Below are 18,206 nucleotides of genomic sequence, written 5' to 3'. Positions count from 1 at the left end.
TTTCTGCTGGTAAGGGGGGAGTAAAGTTTGGAATTCTTATTTTAATTCACTATACATAACCCAATTCGTTCAAAATCGCTTGGGTCATGGCATTAATCAATATCAACAAAAACATCCAGTAAAACAGCAATAAGGTGGGAAACTTGATATAAGGCGTACTTTTTGCGCCTAAATTCGAGCACCAAAAAGACATCGCCCGTGTCGGACAATCGGTGCTGTGCATCGGTACCACAAAAACAACCCATATCCAGCCAAAGATAAATAAAGCAGATACCCCTATCCGAAGCAGCAAGCTGAATCTGTGAACGGCAAAGCCCTCTGTTTTCGTCATTTCAAAAAAAGGTGCGTAAATAAATTTTCGGCCGAATATTAAGGCAAATACTGTTACGATTAGAATATGCAGCCTATATAGACTGAGACGAGAAATTGCATTTACATCTGTTTGAATAATTAATTCATAAGGTATTGTTTTCTGGTTCTCAATATGTTGAATAATAGAATTGACAAAAGCCCTCTCGGATAACGTCAGAGCATTATTAGTATTTATCTCCCAAAACATAACCGACTTTAAAATATCCGGCTCAGATGATACGTAACCAATATAAATATCACGCAAGGTATATTCAAAGATTAGATAAGAGCCAACATGAATCGGATCCCAGTATTTCTCTAAAAACAAAGCAATAAAAAAACTGGTAACTACTACAAGCACACTACCCAGCACCCAAAACACAATATACTGCCCGCCATCAATCGGCTTGCCTTTATTCAAAGGCTTGTTGTGTTTTTTCCGCCATTTGATTTCAAAATAATAAATCAACAGTACAACCAATATAAAAATTACCGATGCCATCATTACCCCTTAGGCTTCTCAATAAATCTTGCCCTTAAAATATACAACAATATTATTTAATTAAATGAATATCTTATTCTAATACCCAATTGATTGGCCTCCTATAAAATGAAGATTTTGACTACACATTTATAGCAGATTCATTAATCACTTTTTCGCCATGCTCGGGCATAGCGCAGAATTTTTAAAAAGCCTGTCTGAAAAATTTTCAGACAGGCTGAGACCTTTGCAAAAACTTTTTAATCCTGAATTTATTGATATCTCGTCATACTCGGGCTTGACCCGAGTATCTGCTTTTTCTTTCAAAACCAAAAGATGCTCGGGTCAAGCCCGAGCATGACGCAAGTGTTTTCAGGTATCGAAAAGAATTTTGCAAAGTTCTCAGGCTTTTTCCGGTTGGATAACGCTTAATGGCGGAAATGGCGCACGCCGGTGAGCACCATGGCGATACCGTGTTCGTCGGCCGCGTCGAACACTTCTTGGTCGCGCATCGAGCCGCCGGGATGGATGATGGCTTTGATGCCCTGTTCGGCAATCACATCTATGCCGTCGCGGAACGGGAAGAAGGCGTCGGAAGCAGCACAGGCGCCGTTCAGATCGAAGCCACCGTCTTGCGCTTTGCGTGCAGCGATGCGGGTGGAGTCGACACGGCTCATTTGCCCTGCGCCGATGCCGTAGGTTTGGCCGCCTTTGCCGAACACGATGGCATTGGATTTCACGAACTTCGCCACGTTCCACACAAACATCAAATCCGCCCATTCCTGCTCGGTCGGTTGGCGTTTGCTCACCACTTTCAAATCTTCGCGGCGGATGCGGTGGGTATCGGGCGTTTGCACCAACAGGCCGCCACCCACGCGTTTGAGTTCGAAGCGGTTGGCACCGGCCAGCAGCGGCACTTCCAGCACGCGCACGTTTTTCTTGGCGGCGATGATTTCTTTGGCTTTGTCGGTGAATTTCGGCGCCATCAGCACTTCGAGGAATTGGCCGGTAACGGCTTCTACGGTTTCGGCGTCCACTTCGCGGTTAAAGGCGATGATGCCGCCGAACGCGCTGGTGGTGTCGGTGGCGAACGCCAGTTTGTAGGCGTTGAGCGGGGTATCGGCCACCGCCACGCCGCAGGGATTGGCGTGTTTCACGATGACGCAGGCGGGGGCATCAAACGCTTTAACCGCTTCCCAAGCCGCGTCGGCATCGGCGATGTTGTTATAAGACAATTCTTTGCCCTGCAACTGGTTGTAGGCGGCCAGGCTGCCGGCGGCAGGATACAGGTCACGATAGAACGCGGCTTGCTGGTGCGGGTTTTCGCCGTAGCGCATTTCCTGTACTTTCACCCAGCTTTGGTTGAACTGTTCGGGGAATTCGCGGATTTCCGGCTCGCCCGAAAGTTTTTCCTCCGACACGCTGGTTAAATAATTGGAAATCATGCCGTCGTATTGGGCGGTATGGCTGAAGGCTTTGCGCGAAAGGTTGAAGCGGGTTTTGTCGCCCAGCTTGCCGCCGTTGTTTTGCAACTCTTCGACGACTGCGGCGAAATCGCCGTTGTCGGTAACGATAGCGACGTGTTTCCAGTTTTTGGCGGCGGAGCGCACCATGGTGGGGCCGCCGATGTCGATGTTTTCAATCGCGTCTTCCAGCGTGCAGCCGGGTTTGGCGATGGTGGCGGCAAACGGATAAAGGTTCACGCACACCAGATCGATGTTGCCGATGCCGTGCTCTTCCATTTTGGCAACGTGCTCGTCCAAATCGCGGCGGCCGAGGATGCCGCCGTGGATTTTCGGGTGCAGCGTTTTGACGCGGCCGTCGAGCATTTCGGGGAAGCCGGTGTAATCGGCCACCTCGATAACCGGTACGCCGGCGTCGGCCAGCAGTTTGGCGGTGCCGCCGGTGGAAAGAATCTCCACGCCGAGTTTATCGAGCGATTGGGCGAATTCGACAACGCCTGTTTTGTCGGACAGGCTGATAAGGGCACGTTTTACAGTCGCCATGGATGGGGTTCCTTTTAGCTAACAAATAACGGGGACAACAATCATAAAAAGCCGCCCGAATTCTCAGCATTCGAGCGGCCGGCAGTTTTATACTTCTAATAAACCGTGTTCCAGCAATTTCTTGCGCAAAGTATTGCGGTTCAGCCCCAACATGGCGGCGGCCTTGCTCTGGTTGCCGCCGCATTGCGCCATCACGCAGCGCAGCATCGGCTTTTCCACCTGATGCAACACCATATCGTATACCCCTTGCGCGGGCTCGCCGTCTAAGGTGCGGAAGTATTGGTTTAGGTTTTGTTCTATGGTGTGGGCAATGTCGGGCACTCGGTTTGGCATGATTATTCTCTTTATCTTTATTGGAATGAGGCTGAATGGAATGCCTGTCTGAAAAAGAAACACTTATTTTTCAGACAGGCCTGATTTTTCTATCGGGTATGGTTCAGGGCATCTTCGCGGTAATCGGTCGGCCACACGCTCAGGTTTTGCCGCTCGAGAAATCCGGCCAGTGCGTCGTATTGCGCGGCGGCGCTTTCCAGCACATTGATTTCACGGCGCATCGGTTCGCCGCCTTCCAAACGTGCCAGATACCAGCCGATGTGTTTGCGGGCGATGCGTACGCCGGCGGTTTCGCCGTAAAACGCATGCATTTCACCGATATGCTCCAGCACCGTAGCGGTCGCTTCGGCGAAAGAGGGTGGCTCGGGCAAGCTGCCTTCGGCCAGATAATGCGCCGTATCGCGAAACAACCAAGGCTGGCCTTGTGCGGCACGGCCGATCATTACGCCGTCGGCGCCGGTTTGGCGCAGGATTTCGGCGGCTTTCTGCGGGCTGGTCAAATCACCGTTCACCCACAAAGGCAAGCCGGTTTGCTGTTTCACTTCGGCAATCAGGCCGTAGGCGGCTTCGCCTTTATACATTTGGGTACGGGTACGCCCGTGCACCGCCAATGCGGCGATGCCGGCATCTTCGGCCATTTTGGCAACGGTGAGGATGTTTTTGTGTTCGTCGTCCCAACCCAGGCGGGTTTTCAGGGTAACGGGAACATCCACCGCCCGTACCACCGCGCGTAAAATCCGGCCGACCAATTCTTCGTTTTGCAACAAGGCGCTGCCGGCCAGTACATTGCAGACTTTTTTGGCAGGGCAACCCATATTGATATCGATAATCTCGGCTCCGGCCGCCACATTGTAACGGGCGGCTTCGGCCAGCTGCTCGGGATCGCTGCCGGCGATTTGCACCGCTATCGGCCCCGCTTCGCCGCTGTGGTCGCTGCGGCGCAGGGTTTTGCGGGTATGCCGCAACGAGGGATCGTCGGAAATCATTTCGCTAACGGCATAACCGGCACCGTATGCCCGCGCCAAACGGCGGAACGGCTTATCGGTAATACCGGCCATCGGCGCCAGCGCCACTGGAATATCAATGCGGTATCCGCCGATGTGCATCATGATGTGTAGAAGTATGTGTTCGGGTGTTTTTATGAGGGCTTATTGTACAATTTTTAAGCAGAATTGTCATGCCGGCATAACGGTTTTTTACGTTTCATTTTTGCTTGCCGCCGGCATAAAAACACCCGCAAGCCATTTGCTTTTGCGGGTGTTTTTTCTAACTTGAGCAACTGAGGCAAATTTCGCTGGCCCACTCGGGCGGCACTTCGGCAAAATCGGCAAAACGCGGCTGCTCGGTAAACGGTTCAGACAGGCATTCGCGCAAACGTTCGATTTCGCGGTAATCACCTGCTTGTGCCAACCGAATGGCCTGTTCTGCCAAATAATTGCGCAAGACATAAAGCGGATTGGCCGCATTCATTCTCTCCCGGCGTGCTTCGTGCCCGCTGTTTTCCGCACGCAGCCGCTGACGGTAACGCCCTATCCACAATTGCAAAGGCCGCTGCGCATCTTCGGCGAACAAGCCGGTTAAGCGCTGCGGCAGCGGGTCGTCATGCACGTTGCCCACTTCTGAAAGGTAGCGGAAAAACAGGGTAAAGTCCGCCCTGCCCTGCAACAACTCGAGTAGATCGGCAATCAATTCACTGTCGTTCTCTTTTGCTTCCGACAAGCCGAGTTTGGCGCGCATATTTTTCAGATAGGCCTGCCGGTATTGCTCGGGGAAGCGGTCGAGCGCCGCCACCAAGCCTTCTTTATCACATAATGGCAGAAAAGCGGAGCCGGCGCGCGAGAGGTTCCACTGTACGATATAGGGCTGCTCGTTGTAGGCATAACGCCCGCCGGTGTCGGAATGGTTGGGTACATAACGGCGGTCGAAAGTATCCATAAAGCCGAACGGGCCATAATCGATGGTGAGCCCCAGCACCGACATATTATCGGTATTGAGCACGCCGTGGGTAAAACCCACCGCCTGCCAGTCGGCCACCAAGCGGGCGCTGCGTTCGCAGATCGCGTCAAACAATGCCAAATACGGATTTTCCGCCTGTTTGCACTCGGGATAATGACGCTCAATCAGGAAATCGGCCAGTGGTGCCAGATATTGGTGTTGGCCGGTATGGTAAAAATATTCGAAATGGCCGAAACGGATAAAACTCGGCGCAATACGGGTTACCACTGCGGCGGTTTCCTGCTGCTCGCGGTACACCGCATCGTCACTGCCGACAATCGCCAGTGCGCGGGTAGTCGGAATGCCCAAACCGTGCATGGCCTCGGAACACAAATATTCGCGGATGCTGGAACGCAGCACCGCGCGGCCATCGGCGAAGCGGGAAAACGGCGTTTTGCCCGCCCCTTTGAGCTGCCACTCCCAGCCCTTACCCTCGGCATCCTGCGATTCACCGATTAACAAGGCACGGCCGTCGCCCAATTGCGGGGTATAACCGCCGAACTGATGGCCGCTGTAAACCGTGGCAAACGGTGCCGGATCGTAGTGTGCGGCGCTGCCGCCCAGATAGTGCAGCATGCCCTCGTCCCAATTGTCGGCGGGAAAACCCAGCTGCTCGCCCAAGGGGATATTTTTGTCCACCCAATAAGGCCGGTTAAGCGGATCGGGCGCAATGTAGCGGTAAAACGCTTCAGACAGGCCTGTAAAAGCGGCGGGTTTTAAAAAAGGGATGTGTGACATGTGTGCTTTCCGTTATTTTATGGGATATTGTTAGTTCATCTATCATCGATACCGGCTTACCGGGCAGGATGCTTATTATTTTCCAGATGCTTTCAATATAGACGCAAATCCCCAAAAAACAACGGGCGGTTTGCGCCGCCATCAAGCAGCAACCGCCCGTTTTACAAAGTTTATTCAACAACAATCAGCATTCCACCACGCGCACCGAAATCGGTATCGCTTTGTGCTTCATGGTGGCGGCCAAACCGGCCAATGAAGTTTCTTTATAAGATGCTTTCATATCACGGCCGGTTTGCAACATGGTTTCAATCACCATATCCAACGATACCTTTTTGTTGCTGCCGTCTTCCAGCAATGCCATCGCGCCGAGCTTCAGCGCGGTTTCGGCGGCGATGCCGTTGCGCTCGATACAGGGAATCTGCACCAAACCGCCGACCGGGTCGCAGGTGAGGCCCAAATGGTGTTCCATCGCCATTTCCGCCGCATTTTCCACCTGTTGCGGGGTACCGCCGATTACCTCGGCATAAGCGCCCGCCGCCATCGAGCAGGCAACGCCCACTTCGCCCTGACAGCCGACATCGGCGCCGGAAATCGACGCATTGGTTTTATACAAAATACCAATCACGCCGGCGGTAAGCAGGAAATCCTCCACCAAATGCTGGGTGGCATGCGGATTGAATTTGCGGTAGTAATGCAGCACCGCCGGAATAATCCCCGCCGCACCGTTGGTGGGGGCAGTAACCACCCGGCCGCCGGCGGCGTTTTCTTCGTTTACCGCCATCGCAAACACCATCGGCCAAAGCTGGGTGTTCACAATCTCGGTTTTGCGCAGAGCCTTGAGTTTGGCCGCCAATTGCGGGGCACGGCGGCGTACGTTCAACCCGCCCGGCAGTTCGCCTTCGGCGCCCATTCCGCGCTTGATACACGCTTCCATCGCTTCGGCAATGCCGGCCACTCGTGCCCGCACTTCGGCCTCGCTACAATTGCCCAACGCCATTTCGTTGGCCAAGGTCAATTCGGAAATACTGAGCTGGTTGCTGCGGCAGAGCGCCAAGAGTTCGGTGGCGTTTTTGAACGGATACGGCACTTCTACCGCGGTAACGGTTTCGTGACCGAAGTTTTCATCGGTTACCACGAAACCGCCGCCGATGGAATAGTACACCTGGCTTGCCAATTCCTTGCCTTCGGCATCGTAAGCGGTAAACCGCATACCGTTCGGATGCTTGGGCAACAATTCGTCGCCGTGTATCAGCAAGTCTTTTTCCGGCTCGAAGCGCATGGTGCGGCCGTTGAGATGTAGCTCGTGACGGCTGCGGATACGCTCCAGCCGCTCGGGAATATCGGCCAGCGGCACATTGTGCGGCAGACTGCCTTCCAAGCCGAGCAAAATGGCGTCGAAGGTACCGTGGCCTTGGCCGGTTAAGGCCAGTGAGCCGTAAGTTTCGGCGACAATGCGCGCAACTTTATCGCTTTTACCGTCTTTTTGCAGATTTTCGACAAATTCGGCGGCAGCCTTCATCGGCCCGACAGTATGCGAGCTGGAAGGTCCCAAGCCGATTTTAAAAATATCAAAAATACTAATCATCTCAACTCTATTCCTTATCTTTTTATGATTGCCGGTGTCAGTCTACCGCGCTCATCACATGCTTGATCCGGGTGTATTCCTCGAATCCGTACATCGACAAGTCTTTGCCGTAGCCCGACTGTTTGAAACCACCGTGCGGCATTTCCGCCGTCAGCGGGATATGGGTGTTGATCCAAACGGTACCGAAATTCAATTCGGCCGAAAAACGTTGCGCGCGTTTGTGGTTGCTGGTCCACACGCTGGCGGCCAAGCCGTATACCACGTCGTTGGCTTTGGCCAACGCATCGTCATCATCGCTGAAGCGCTGCACGGTAATCACCGGGCCGAACACTTCGTTTTGCACGATATCATCGTCTTGTTTCACACCGGAAATAATGGTCGGCTCGAAGTAAAAACCGCTCTCGCCCGCGCGTTTGCCGCCGGTTTCGATTTTGGCGTGTGCGCCCAGATTGGCCATAAATTTTTCCACATGAGCCAATTGGCGCGCATTGTTTAGTGCGCCGTAAAGCGCATCGGTATCGTCCGGCTTGCCGCAGCGCACCGCTTGTGCCTTTTCCACCAAGGCGGCCAAGAAACGGTCGTGCAGGCTGTCGGCCACCAGCACGCGGGTGGCTGCTGTGCAGTCTTGGCCGGCGTTGAAACAGCCGGTGGTAACGATGTGTTCGGCAGCGGCATCGATGTCTTCCACATCTTCAAACACCACCACCGGCGCATTGCCGCCCAATTCGAGGTGCGCTCGCGCCAGATTCTGTGCGGCAGCGGCGGCCACGGCCTTGCCTGCACGCACCGAACCGGTAATCGACACCATAGAAACGCCCGGTTGGCTCACCAGCATTTCGCCGGTAGCCGCATCACCCAATATCACGTTAAACACGCCCGGCGGCAGGCTTTCGGCGGCAATCCGGGCAAATAGCAAAGTGCTCTCCGGCGTGGTGTCGCTCGGCTTCAGAATCACGGTATTGCCCGCGGCAATTGCCGGAATCACTTTCCATACCGCCATCATCAGCGGATAGTTCCACGGTGCCACTTGCGCGATCACGCCCAAAGGCTCTCGGCGGATGGTGGAATTCATACCCGCCATATATTCGCCACTGGCACGGCCTTCAAGAATGCGGGCGGCACCGGCGAAAAAGCGGATTTGGTCGGCGCACACCGCCACTTCTTCCGATGCGACAAAATGCTTGAGTTGGCCGGTATTGCGGCACTGTGCGTCAATCAGCTCTTGGGCGCGCACTTCGAAAGCGTCGGCAATCGCCAACAGAGCCTTCTGCCGTTGAGAAGGCGTGGTTTTGCGCCAAGAGGCAAACGCCGCCAGCGCCGCCTGATAAGCGGCTTCTATATCATCCGCTCCCGATTTGGGCGACACGCCGTTCACCTGGCCGTCTACCGGGCTGATTAATTCGAAGGTATCGCTGCTTTGGGCGGCCACTGCTTGGCCGTTAATAAAGTTTTTCAGTGTGGTAAAGCCCATTTCGGTTTCTCCTTGGTTTCAGCTTTCTCTAAGAATGAATAGCTTACGGTTGAAGCTAACCAACAATATGCAGAAGCCGTTGTGCGCTGTCAATCGCCGATCGGCATTTACCGTGTTGGGCAACCGGATATTTTCGCGGCGGAACAGATTTATAGTAGCCGGGAAATAAAACAGAAATTGCCTTTATCCGACTAAAATCAAAGCTTAATGGACATTATTAATATAATCGGCGCAAAAACGGGCAAGGAACAAAATGCCTGTCTGAAAACAAAGCTTGCATATTTTGGCGAAGCTATGTTTTCAGACAGGCATTCTCTGCATGAAATCTGTTTGTTTACTTGCCGCCAAGCCCTCTCCCTAACCCTCTCCCACGAGAGAGGGAATAAGCGGCTGGTGTTAATCGCTTTTCAGACAGGCCTGATATTGGCGGCGCAAACAAAACCAAACATATGATATTGCCAACCATTTGAAACCCGACAGCAAACGTACCTCCCTCCCCCACGGGGGAAGGCCGGGGAGAGGGCCAAACGCCTGCCGACCGGAAAACGTTTACCTAAAATCTGCCAAGCCCTATCCCTAGACGTCAAAAAAATGCCTGTCTGAAAAATATTTTCAGACAGGCATTCTCTCGATTCCTTGCTATTGAAACAACAAATGCCCTTATTCCGGGCGCATTTGCGGGAACAGAATCACATCGCGGATGCTTTGCGCATCGGTAATCAGCATCACTAAGCGGTCCAACCCGATGCCGCTGCCGCCGGTGGGGGGCAGGCCGTATTCCATCGCGCGGATGTAGTCGGCGTCGTAGTGCATGGCTTCATCGTCGCCCGCGTCTTTTTGCGCCACTTGCGCTTTGAAACGGGCGGCTTGGTCTTCGGGATCGTTCAATTCCGAATAACCGTTGGCCAGCTCGCGGCCGACGACAAACAGCTCGAAGCGGTCGGTTAAGCCGGGCTTGGTGTCGGAAGCGCGCGCCAGCGGGGAAACTTCGACCGGGTAGTCGATGATAAAGGTCGGGTTCCACAGCTTGCCTTCGGCGCAGCCTTCAAACAAGGCCAGTTGCAGGCTGCCGATGCCGGGCGAGGGCGGGATTTTTTCGCCGTGTTTTACGATTTCTTGTTTCAGCCATTCGGCGTCGTTCAATTGTTCTTCGGTGTAGTGCGGGTTGTATTTTTTGATGGCGTCCAGAATGGTCAGGCGCTCGAACGGGCTTTCCAGATCGATTTCTTTACCGTTGTAGCTGATTTTGGCGGTGCCGCACACGGCTTTTGCGGCATGGCGGATCACGCCTTCGGTCATTTCCATCATGCGCTCGTAGGTGCAGAAGGCTTCGTAGAATTCCATCATGGTGAATTCGGGGTTGTGGCGGGTGCTCATGCCTTCGTTGCGGAAGCTGCGGTTGATTTCAAACACGCGCTCCAGGCCGCCCACCACCAGCCGTTTCAGATACAGCTCGGGGGCGATGCGCAGGTAAAGCGGCATATCGAGCGCGTTGTGGTGGGTAACGAAGGGCTTGGCCGTGGCGCCGCCGGGAATCGGGTGCATCATCGGGGTTTCCACTTCGAGATAGCGCTCGCCCACCATATAGTTGCGCACGGCCTGAATGATCCGGCTGCGTTTGATAAAGGTATCGCGCGAATCGGCGTTGGTAATCAGGTCGGCATAGCGCTGGCGGTATTTCTGCTCTTGGTCGGTTAAGCCTTTGTGTTTGTCGGGCAGCGGGCGCAGCGATTTGGTGAGCAAATGCAGCTTGGCGGCACGCACGGTCAATTCGCCATGGTTGGTTTTGAACAAGGTGCCTTCCACGCCGATGATGTCGCCCAAATCCCAATGTTTGAAGGCGTTGTGCGCCTCTTCGCCCACGCCCTGATTGTTCACATACACCTGAATCTGGCCGCTCACGTCTTGCACGGTGGCGAAGCTGGCCTTGCCCATGGCGCGTTGCAGCATCATGCGGCCGGCGATTTTGACGGGGATTTCCTGCGGATCGAGTTCGGCTTTTTCCAGCGCGCCGTATTGCGCCTGCAAATCGCCGGCGAAAGCATCGCGCCTAAAATCGTTGGGGAAGGCGATGCCTGCGGTACGCAGCGCCTGCAGTTTCTCGCGGCGCAGTGCCATAATCTGGTTTTCGTCGAGCTGAAGTTCTTCGTTTTGCGGTTGTTGTGCACTCATTTTGTTTGCCTATGAAAAACAGGCAGCCGAACACTGCCTGCGTAAATGAATAATTGGGCGGGAATTTTACGCTTTTTCCACTGTTTTTAAAAGCCTGGAACATTTGCAAAACCCAAATGCAAAGATCGTCCAAGGCGGATAACCAAGCAACTTCAAGAAAAAGTGCAGCCCTACTCGTGGCCCGCCCGGGTATGACGGAACGGTTACGCTAGTTTTTTAAGGCAATGCCTGTCTGAAAACTTGTTTTCGAAAGGAAACAAGTTTTCAGACAGGCATTGCCGTTTCCTTCAGCGCTTGCCGCCAACCATAGGCAACCGGATATCGAAACTGCGATGTTACGCCTGTGCCTGTTTGAGCCGCAGGGTAAAACGTTCCAGAAAGTGCAGCATCAGTTCGCGGTCGTGTTCGGTCAATTCCGACATCATCAGATGCAGATGATGGGTTTTGTCGAACAGGCGCGGGCTGCCGTCGGCGATGAGGTCGGCGGCGGTGCATTGGAAAATCTCCGCCAACTCCATCAGCCGTGCAACATTGGGCATAATCAGGCCGCGTTCCATGCGCGATACGGCTTCGTTGCCGATTTGCAGGATTTCGGCCACCTGTTCCTGCGTGTAGCCGCTTTGCTGGCGGTATTTGGCGATGGTTTTGCCGATGCGGCGGTTGATTTCGCTGTGGTTCAGATTGAGTTTCATGGCTCTGCCTCGTTCAACGTGAAAAGGCGGATATTCAACTCTTACAACCAGTAGGTTAAGAACTTTAAAATACGTTAAACCGCCTTTTTAGTTTGACTGCGCAGGCCTATAATCGGTTGCGTTATCATTGGATTGGATTCGGCTAATCTTTTTTAAGATGGCGGAAAATTTCTTTGCAGTATCGTCTCAACTGAACAATTATTCCGATTGCCCAAACCTCAAAAGGAGCTGCACCGTGAGCAAAAACCCCGACATCCTCAAAAACCCCCTCACCAACCGCGGCACGGCGTTCACGCAGGAAGAGCGCGCCAAACTCGGTCTCACCGGCAGGCTGCCCGCTGCGGTGGAAACGCTGGATCAACAGGCGGCACGTGCTTACGGCCAGTTTTCCGAATACGAAAAGAATATCGAAAAATACATTTTTCTCGACCAGCTGCACAACCGCAACGAAGTGCTGTATTACAAGCTGCTCACCGAGCATCTGGCCGAAATGCTGCCGATTGTGTACGACCCGACCGTGGGCGAAGCGATCAAAAAATGGAGCCGCGACTACCGCCGCAGCCGCGCGGTGTATCTGGACATCAACCACCCGGAAAGCATCCGCGCTTCGTTTGAAACCTTGGGTTTGGGCGCGGACGATGTGGATTTGATCGTGGTTTCCGATGCCGAAGAAATCCTGGGTATCGGCGACTGGGGCGTGAACGGCACCGATATTTCCGTCGGCAAACTGGCCGTTTACACCGCCGCCGCCGGCATCGACCCCTCGCGCGTGATTGCGGTGAATCTGGACGTGGGCACCGACAACGAAGCGCTGCTCAATGATCCGGCGTATCTCGGCAACCGCCATGCCCGCGTGCGCGGCGAGCGTTACGACGCAATGATTGATGCCTATCTGAAAACCGCCGCCGAGCTGTTCCCCGATGCGCTGCTGCATTTCGAGGACTTCGGCCCCTCCAACGCGCGCCGCATTCTGGTGCAAAACCGCGATCAGTATCGGATTTTCAACGACGATATGCAGGGCACCGGCGCGATTGTGATGGCCGCCGTCATTTCCGGTTTGAAAGTCACCAAACAGACGTTTGCCGAACAGCGCCTGCTGGTGTACGGCGCAGGCACGGCAGGCACCGGCATGGCGGATCAAATCAGCGCGGCGATGGAGCGCGAAGGCTTGAGCCGCGAAGAAGCGAAAAAGCGCGTGTGGCTGATCGACATCAACGGCCTGGTGACCGACGACTTGCAGGATTTGCCCGACTACCAGCAGGAATACGCACGCCCCGCCGCCGAAGTGGCTGCTTGGGCACGTGAAAAAGGCAAGAACGGCGACAAAATCGGCCTGCTGGAAACCGTGAAGCAAATCAAGCCCACCATTCTGATCGGCACCTCCACCGACCACGGCGCATTCAATGAAGCGGTGGTGAAAGCCCTGGCCGCCGGCGTGGAGCGGCCGATTCTGCTGCCGCTGTCCAACCCCACCGAGCGCATCGAAGTGATGCCGGAGGATGCGGTGCGCTGGTCGGACGGCAAGGCGCTGATCGCTACCGGCATTCCCGTGCCGCCCGTGGCGTACAACGGCGTCAATTACCAGATCGGCCAAGGCAACAACGCTTTGCTCTATCCCGGTTTGGGCCTCGGCATCATTGTTTCCGGCGCCAAACACGTGACCGACGGTATGCTGCTGGCCGCCGCCGAAGCGGTGGCCTCGCAAGTGAACCCCACCGATGTGGGCGCATCGCTGCTGCCGCCGGTCGATAATCTGCGCGCTTCTTCCGCCACCGTGGCGGTGGCGGTGGCCAAACAGGCGGTTAAAGACGGCGTGGCAAGCAAACAGTCCGACAACTGGGTGCAGGCCGTACAGGATGCCATGTGGCAGCCGGTGTATCCGAAACTGGATGTTTAAGTTACACATCGAGGCCGTCTGTAACATTTCAGACGGCCTTATGGTATTTTGCCTGTCTGAAAAGCAGTTCATTTTACAAAGTTGCCCGCTTCGATATACTGCCAAGCATCAGTCAAAGCACTACTGGAATTCGACAGAAAGCATAAATCATGTGGACTTTTTTGCGACAGCGTTTGCAGCAGCACGGCTGGCCCGGGCAGATTTACTATCAGCAGGCATGGCTGGGTGCGCCTGCGCTGCTGCTGGTATTGCTGCTGGCGGCGGAGTGGGACGACAAGGCGGTGATGGTGATGGCCGGTGCGGCGTTTTCCACCGCCTTCGGCGCGGCACACGCGCTGGGCCGTTTCCGCTGGGGCGCCATGACGGCTGCCTGCGCCGGTATGGCACTGGCGGGTGTCATCGGTTCGCTTATCGGCGGACACGGTTTGCCGGCGTTTGCCGTGGCGGCGTTGCTGACGGCGGTTTGCGCCGCCTTGAGCAGCTACAACAGCTGGTGGTGGGTGACGCTGCAAACCGTCTGCGCCTATCTGATTGCGGGCTATTACCCGAGCGACTGGCAAGCCGCCTTGCAGCGCGGCGGTTTGATGCTGGCCGGCGGCGGCATCCAGATTCTGTTTACCGCGCTGACGGCCCGCTTTTTCGTCCGCCATTCTCCGCCGCTGCCGGCCAAGCCTGCGCAGCGGCTGCCGGCGAATATGTTGTGGCGTTTTTCGCTGGCTGCGGCCGTGGCGGTAACCGCCGCTTTGTGGATGGCGCGCCATATCGGTTTAAGCAACGATTATTGGGCGGCGATAGCCGCCGTGATGATTTTGCGTCCGGAAGCGGCTGCCACCGTCTCCCGCAGCCTGCACCGCATGGTCGGCACCGTAGCGGGCTGCGCCTTGGCCACGTTCACGGTGTACCTGCTGCACGACAGCCTGCCGTTAATGATGCTGGCCACGACGGTGTCCGCCGCCACGGCCTTGGCCGTGCAGCGTGCCCAATACGCCTTGCTGACTACCGCCATATCCGCCACCATCGTGTTCCTGTTCGCCATCGGCCATGGCGATCCGCTGGCCGCCACCGAACACCGCATCGAAGCCACCCTGCTCGGCGGTGCGACGGCGCTGGTGTCGGGCTGGCTGTTCGGTATTCTGGGCCATAACGAAAAAGACAGGGGCAGCGGCCAATAACCGAACGGAACCGGTTTACTCGGCAGCAATGTTGGTCAAATAAAGAAACGGGTACTGTGCCGAGACTTCTGCAAACCACCATCTGCGGCGCATGGCGGTGTTGTGCGCCGCTACGCCTTGAACGGCATCCGTATCTGGAGGTTTTGCAAAGGTTTCAGGCCGTCTAAAATGCCTGTCTGAACACGATTACCGAATATTGACAGCCCGTATCTCAAAGCGAAAGCCATTCATGACATTCAAACACCTGCCGCTGTTTTGCGCCGTTATTCTTACTGGCATCGCCGCCGGCTTGGGCGCTGCGGCACTGACCTGGTTGATCCACGGCATCGAATATCTGGCGTTCGGCCACAGCGAAGTACAATTGCGCATCGTTACCGAAGGCACCACACCGCAACAGCGCATCATCGCCATGCTGGCGGGCGGCGTATTGGTGGGTGCCGGTTGGGCGCTGCTGCAAAGCAAAGGCCGCCCGCTGGCAGCGATTGGTGCCATGGTGGCGGGCAGCGGCAATGGCCGACGTCCCCCGCTGCCGGAAAGCATCACACACGCCATATTGCAGATTGCAGCGGTCGGCTGCGGCGCACCGGTCGGGCGCGAAGTGGCGCCGCGCGAACTGGGGGCGCTGTTCGCCACCCGTATTGCCGAATGCGCCGGTTTGGACGGCGAAACGCGGCGGGTGCTGGTGGCCTGCGGTGCGGCGGCCGGGCTGGCGGCGGTGTATCATGTACCGTTTGCGGGTGTCTTGTTTGCATTGGAAATTTTGCTGGGTGTGTTTTCTGCCTATTATGCCGCCATTGCGCTGGCGGTTTCCGCCGTTGCCGTATGGGTGGCGCGCATCGCGGTATCTTCCGAAACCTTTTACAAAGTCGGACAAATGGGCGGCGGCAGCACCGAAATCGTGCTCGCCATCATGATCGGTGCGGCCGTGGCGGCACCCGCAGAATGGTTCCGGCGTTCGGTCAAGCGTGCCGAACAGCGGCGATGCAGCGGCAAACGGCTATTGTGGACGCTGCCGGCGGCGTTTCTGCTGACCGCCGTAATCGCTGTTTGGCTGCCGCAGATTTTGGGCAACGGCCGCTCCGCCGCACAAACCGCCTACTGGGGAACCGGCTTGGGCATTGCCGCCGCTTTGCTTATCGCCAAAACCGGCGTGGTTTTGCTCTGCCTGCGCAGCGGCGCCTACGGCGGCACGCTTACCCCGGGCTTGGCCATCGGTGCGCTCGCCGGTTTATGCCTCGGCCTGTTGGGGCAGATGATTTGGCCAACGCTTGACCCGACCGCCGCCGCACTGGCCGGCTCGGCGGCATTTCTGGCGGTGTCGATGAACGCCCCGCTGACCGCGTTCGCACTGGTGGTCGGCTTTACCGGCCAAAATTTCGACGCCTATCTGCCGCTTTCCTTCGCCGTAGCCGCTGCGATGGCCGTTGCCCGTTGGGTGACGCCGTCTGAAAAGGTGCGGCAATCATAAGCGGCGCATAGAACACGGCTGTGGAGCCGTATAGATCAATCTTTTATTCAGGAGAGAAAAAATGTCTAAAACCATCAGCGATTTATTGGTCGAAACACTGGCCAATGCCGGAGTAAAACGCCTGTGGGGCATCACCGGCGACAGCCTCAACGGTTTGAACGACAGCATCCGCCGCGACGGGCGCATCGAATGGATGCACGTACGCCACGAAGAAGCGGCCGCCTTTGCCGCCGGCGCGGAAGCGGCCATTACCGGAGAGTTGGCCGTATGCGCGGGCAGCAGCGGCCCGGGCAATCTACATCTGATCAACGGCTTGTTCGACTGCAAGCGCAACCGCGTGCCCGTGCTGGCGATTGCCTCGCACATTCCGGCCAGCGAAATCGGGCTGGGTTATTTTCAGGAAACCCACCCGCAGGAGTTGTTTCGCGAGTGTAGCGATTTTGTCGAATTGATCAGCAATCCGGCGCAACTGCCCGAAATCCTTCAGCGCGCGCTGAATGTTGCAGTAGGCAAACGCAGCGTGGCGGTGCTGGTATTGCCGGGCGACGTGGGCATGCTGCCGGCACCGGAACACGCCGCCGTGCATTGGGCCAAACCGGCCCAACCGCGCATCCTGCCGCCGTCAGACGAAATCGAACGTGCCGCCGAGCTGCTCAACCAATCCGGCCGCATCACCATTTTGGCCGGCAGCGGTTGCGCGGGTGCGCACAGCCAATTGGTGGCATTGGCCGAGAAATTGCAAGCGCCGATCGTGCATGCGTTTCGCGGCAAGGAATATGTGGAGTGGAACAACCCCTACGACGTCGGCATGACCGGCTTGATCGGGTTTTCTTCCGGCTACCACGCTATGCTCGATTGCGACACGCTGCTGATGCTGGGCACGGCTTTTCCCTACCGCGCGTTTTATCCGCAGGGCAAAACCGTGATTCAGGTGGATACTGATCCGCAGGCTCTGGGCAAGCATGTTGCCCTCACGCAAGGCATCATCGGCGGTGTCGCCGAAACTCTGGAGGCGCTGCTGCCCGCTATCCAGCAGAAAAGCGACCGCAGTTTCCTAGATAAAGCGCTCAAACACTATGCCCAAACACGCCAGGAACTGGATGACCTGGCCAAACCCGCCCGCGCAGGCACGCCGATGCACCCGCAATTTGTGGCCAAAACCTTGAGCGACATGGCCGCCGATGATGCGGTGTTTGCCGCCGATGTCGGCACGCCGGTGGTGTGGACGGCGCGCTATCTGCAAATGAACGGCAAGCGGCGGCTGCTCGGTTCGTTCAATCACGGCTCGATGGCCAACGCCATGTTGCAGGCCATGGGCGCACAGGCGGTGGATAAGGCGCGTCAAGTGATCAGCCTGTCCGGCGACGGCGGTTTGACCATGATGATGGGCGAGCTGCTGACACTGGTGCAGTTGCAGCTGCCGGTGAAACTGGTGGTGCTCAACAACCATTCGCTGGGCTTTGTGGCGATGGAGATGAAAGCCGCCGGTTATCTGGATTACGCCACCGATCTGAAAAACCCCAACTTCGCCGCGCTGGCCGAAGCCGTGGGCATCAAGGGCATCCGCGTGGAACGCTCGGAAGATCTGCACGGCGCGCTGGAAACGGCGTTTGCCCATCCCGGGCCGGTATTGGTGGACGCGGTGGTCAACTCGCAGGAGCTGGCAATGCCGCCTGCCATCAAGCTGCAACAGGCCAAGGGCTTCAGCTTGTTCATGCTGAAGGCGATTTTGAACGGCAGAGGCGATGAGGTGATCGAGCTGGCGAAAACCCATCTGTTCCGCTGACGATGTATAGTCAATTAAAATAAGAACTCCGTAGCAATGCAGTCATAAAATCTCCCACG

General features: G+C 56.1%; 13 protein-coding genes. 4 read left to right on the top strand and 9 right to left on the bottom strand.

The window, feature by feature from the left end:
- Positions 1-49: 49 nt before the first annotated feature.
- From Q4C79_RS10715 to Q4C79_RS10675, 9 genes are all read right to left on the bottom strand, one after another.
- Positions 50-856 carry a hypothetical protein gene (locus tag Q4C79_RS10715; RefSeq protein WP_303091010.1) on the bottom strand — a complete coding sequence of 269 codons (807 nt, stop codon included), beginning with the start codon at positions 854-856 and terminating at the stop codon, positions 50-52.
- Between the two features lie 404 nt (positions 857-1,260).
- Complete coding sequence (gene purH, locus Q4C79_RS10710) at positions 1,261-2,838, bottom strand: bifunctional phosphoribosylaminoimidazolecarboxamide formyltransferase/IMP cyclohydrolase (protein WP_303091009.1); 1,578 nt, start codon at positions 2,836-2,838, stop codon at positions 1,261-1,263.
- A gap of 87 nt (positions 2,839-2,925) precedes the next feature.
- Positions 2,926-3,171, bottom strand: a complete 246-nt coding sequence (locus Q4C79_RS10705) for a Fis family transcriptional regulator (protein WP_303091008.1) — start codon at positions 3,169-3,171, stop codon at positions 2,926-2,928.
- 89 nt (positions 3,172-3,260) lie between these two features.
- The gene (gene dusB / locus Q4C79_RS10700) at positions 3,261-4,277 is read right to left on the bottom strand and encodes a tRNA dihydrouridine synthase DusB (protein WP_303091011.1); all 1,017 of its coding nucleotides are present in this window, start codon (positions 4,275-4,277) and stop codon (positions 3,261-3,263) included.
- Between the two features lie 160 nt (positions 4,278-4,437).
- Complete coding sequence (locus Q4C79_RS10695) at positions 4,438-5,904, bottom strand: YdiU family protein (RefSeq protein WP_303091007.1); 1,467 nt, start codon at positions 5,902-5,904, stop codon at positions 4,438-4,440.
- Between the two features lie 184 nt (positions 5,905-6,088).
- Positions 6,089-7,489 (bottom strand): L-serine ammonia-lyase, encoded by a 1,401-nt coding sequence (locus Q4C79_RS10690; RefSeq protein ID WP_303091006.1) that lies wholly within the window; start codon positions 7,487-7,489, stop codon positions 6,089-6,091.
- Between the two features lie 37 nt (positions 7,490-7,526).
- Positions 7,527-8,960 (bottom strand): aminobutyraldehyde dehydrogenase, encoded by a 1,434-nt coding sequence (locus tag Q4C79_RS10685; protein ID WP_303091005.1) that lies wholly within the window; start codon positions 8,958-8,960, stop codon positions 7,527-7,529.
- A 660-nt stretch (positions 8,961-9,620) separates the two neighbouring features.
- Entirely contained in the window at positions 9,621-11,132 is a 1,512-nt protein-coding gene (gene lysS, locus Q4C79_RS10680) for a lysine--tRNA ligase (RefSeq protein ID WP_303091004.1), read from the bottom strand.
- A gap of 335 nt (positions 11,133-11,467) precedes the next feature.
- Positions 11,468-11,824, bottom strand: a complete 357-nt coding sequence (locus Q4C79_RS10675; protein ID WP_303091003.1) for a helix-turn-helix domain-containing protein — start codon at positions 11,822-11,824, stop codon at positions 11,468-11,470.
- Positions 11,825-12,059: 235 nt separating this feature from the next.
- Between Q4C79_RS10675 and Q4C79_RS10670 the strand changes: the two genes are divergently transcribed.
- The 4 genes from Q4C79_RS10670 (at position 12,060) to poxB (ending at position 18,147) form a co-directional block, all read left to right on the top strand.
- Positions 12,060-13,721 carry an NAD-dependent malic enzyme gene (locus tag Q4C79_RS10670; protein ID WP_303091002.1) on the top strand — a complete coding sequence of 554 codons (1,662 nt, stop codon included), beginning with the start codon at positions 12,060-12,062 and terminating at the stop codon, positions 13,719-13,721.
- A 149-nt stretch (positions 13,722-13,870) separates the two neighbouring features.
- Positions 13,871-14,893, top strand: coding sequence for an FUSC family protein (locus Q4C79_RS10665; RefSeq protein ID WP_303091001.1), 1,023 nt, complete (start codon positions 13,871-13,873; stop codon positions 14,891-14,893).
- 229 nt (positions 14,894-15,122) lie between these two features.
- On the top strand, positions 15,123-16,361 hold the full coding sequence (locus Q4C79_RS10660) for a chloride channel protein (RefSeq protein WP_303091000.1): 1,239 nt from the start codon (positions 15,123-15,125) through the stop codon (positions 16,359-16,361).
- Between the two features lie 61 nt (positions 16,362-16,422).
- Positions 16,423-18,147: a ubiquinone-dependent pyruvate dehydrogenase gene (poxB, locus tag Q4C79_RS10655; RefSeq protein ID WP_303090999.1), complete on the top strand. Its 1,725-nt coding sequence runs from the start codon at positions 16,423-16,425 to the stop codon at positions 18,145-18,147.
- Positions 18,148-18,206: the final 59 nt, after the last annotated feature.

Origin of the sequence: Neisseria sp. (assembly GCF_030523955.1) — a bacterium.
Taxonomy (GTDB): Bacteria; Pseudomonadota; Gammaproteobacteria; order Burkholderiales; family Neisseriaceae; genus Neisseria.
Note: the sequence above shows the minus strand (reverse complement) of the source record. Positions and strands in the feature narration are given on the sequence as shown.

Bases quoted from the DNA above. Each gene is read 5' to 3' on its own strand.
- lysS (WP_303091004.1), bottom strand. From the start codon at position 11,132: ATGAGTGCACAACAACCGCAAAACGAAGAACTTCAGCTCGACGAAAAC.
- Q4C79_RS10705 (WP_303091008.1), bottom strand. From the start codon at position 3,171: ATGCCAAACCGAGTGCCCGACATTGCCCACACCATAGAACAAAACCTA.
- purH (WP_303091009.1), bottom strand. From the start codon at position 2,838: ATGGCGACTGTAAAACGTGCCCTTATCAGCCTGTCCGACAAAACAGGC.
- Q4C79_RS10685 (WP_303091005.1), bottom strand. From the start codon at position 8,960: ATGGGCTTTACCACACTGAAAAACTTTATTAACGGCCAAGCAGTGGCC.
- Q4C79_RS10665 (WP_303091001.1), top strand. From the start codon at position 13,871: ATGTGGACTTTTTTGCGACAGCGTTTGCAGCAGCACGGCTGGCCCGGG.
- Q4C79_RS10690 (WP_303091006.1), bottom strand. From the start codon at position 7,489: ATGATTAGTATTTTTGATATTTTTAAAATCGGCTTGGGACCTTCCAGC.
- Q4C79_RS10695 (WP_303091007.1), bottom strand. From the start codon at position 5,904: ATGTCACACATCCCTTTTTTAAAACCCGCCGCTTTTACAGGCCTGTCT.
- Q4C79_RS10675 (WP_303091003.1), bottom strand. From the start codon at position 11,824: ATGAAACTCAATCTGAACCACAGCGAAATCAACCGCCGCATCGGCAAA.
- poxB (WP_303090999.1), top strand. From the start codon at position 16,423: ATGTCTAAAACCATCAGCGATTTATTGGTCGAAACACTGGCCAATGCC.
- Q4C79_RS10715 (WP_303091010.1), bottom strand. From the start codon at position 856: ATGATGGCATCGGTAATTTTTATATTGGTTGTACTGTTGATTTATTAT.
- Q4C79_RS10660 (WP_303091000.1), top strand. From the start codon at position 15,123: ATGACATTCAAACACCTGCCGCTGTTTTGCGCCGTTATTCTTACTGGC.
- dusB (WP_303091011.1), bottom strand. From the start codon at position 4,277: ATGCACATCGGCGGATACCGCATTGATATTCCAGTGGCGCTGGCGCCG.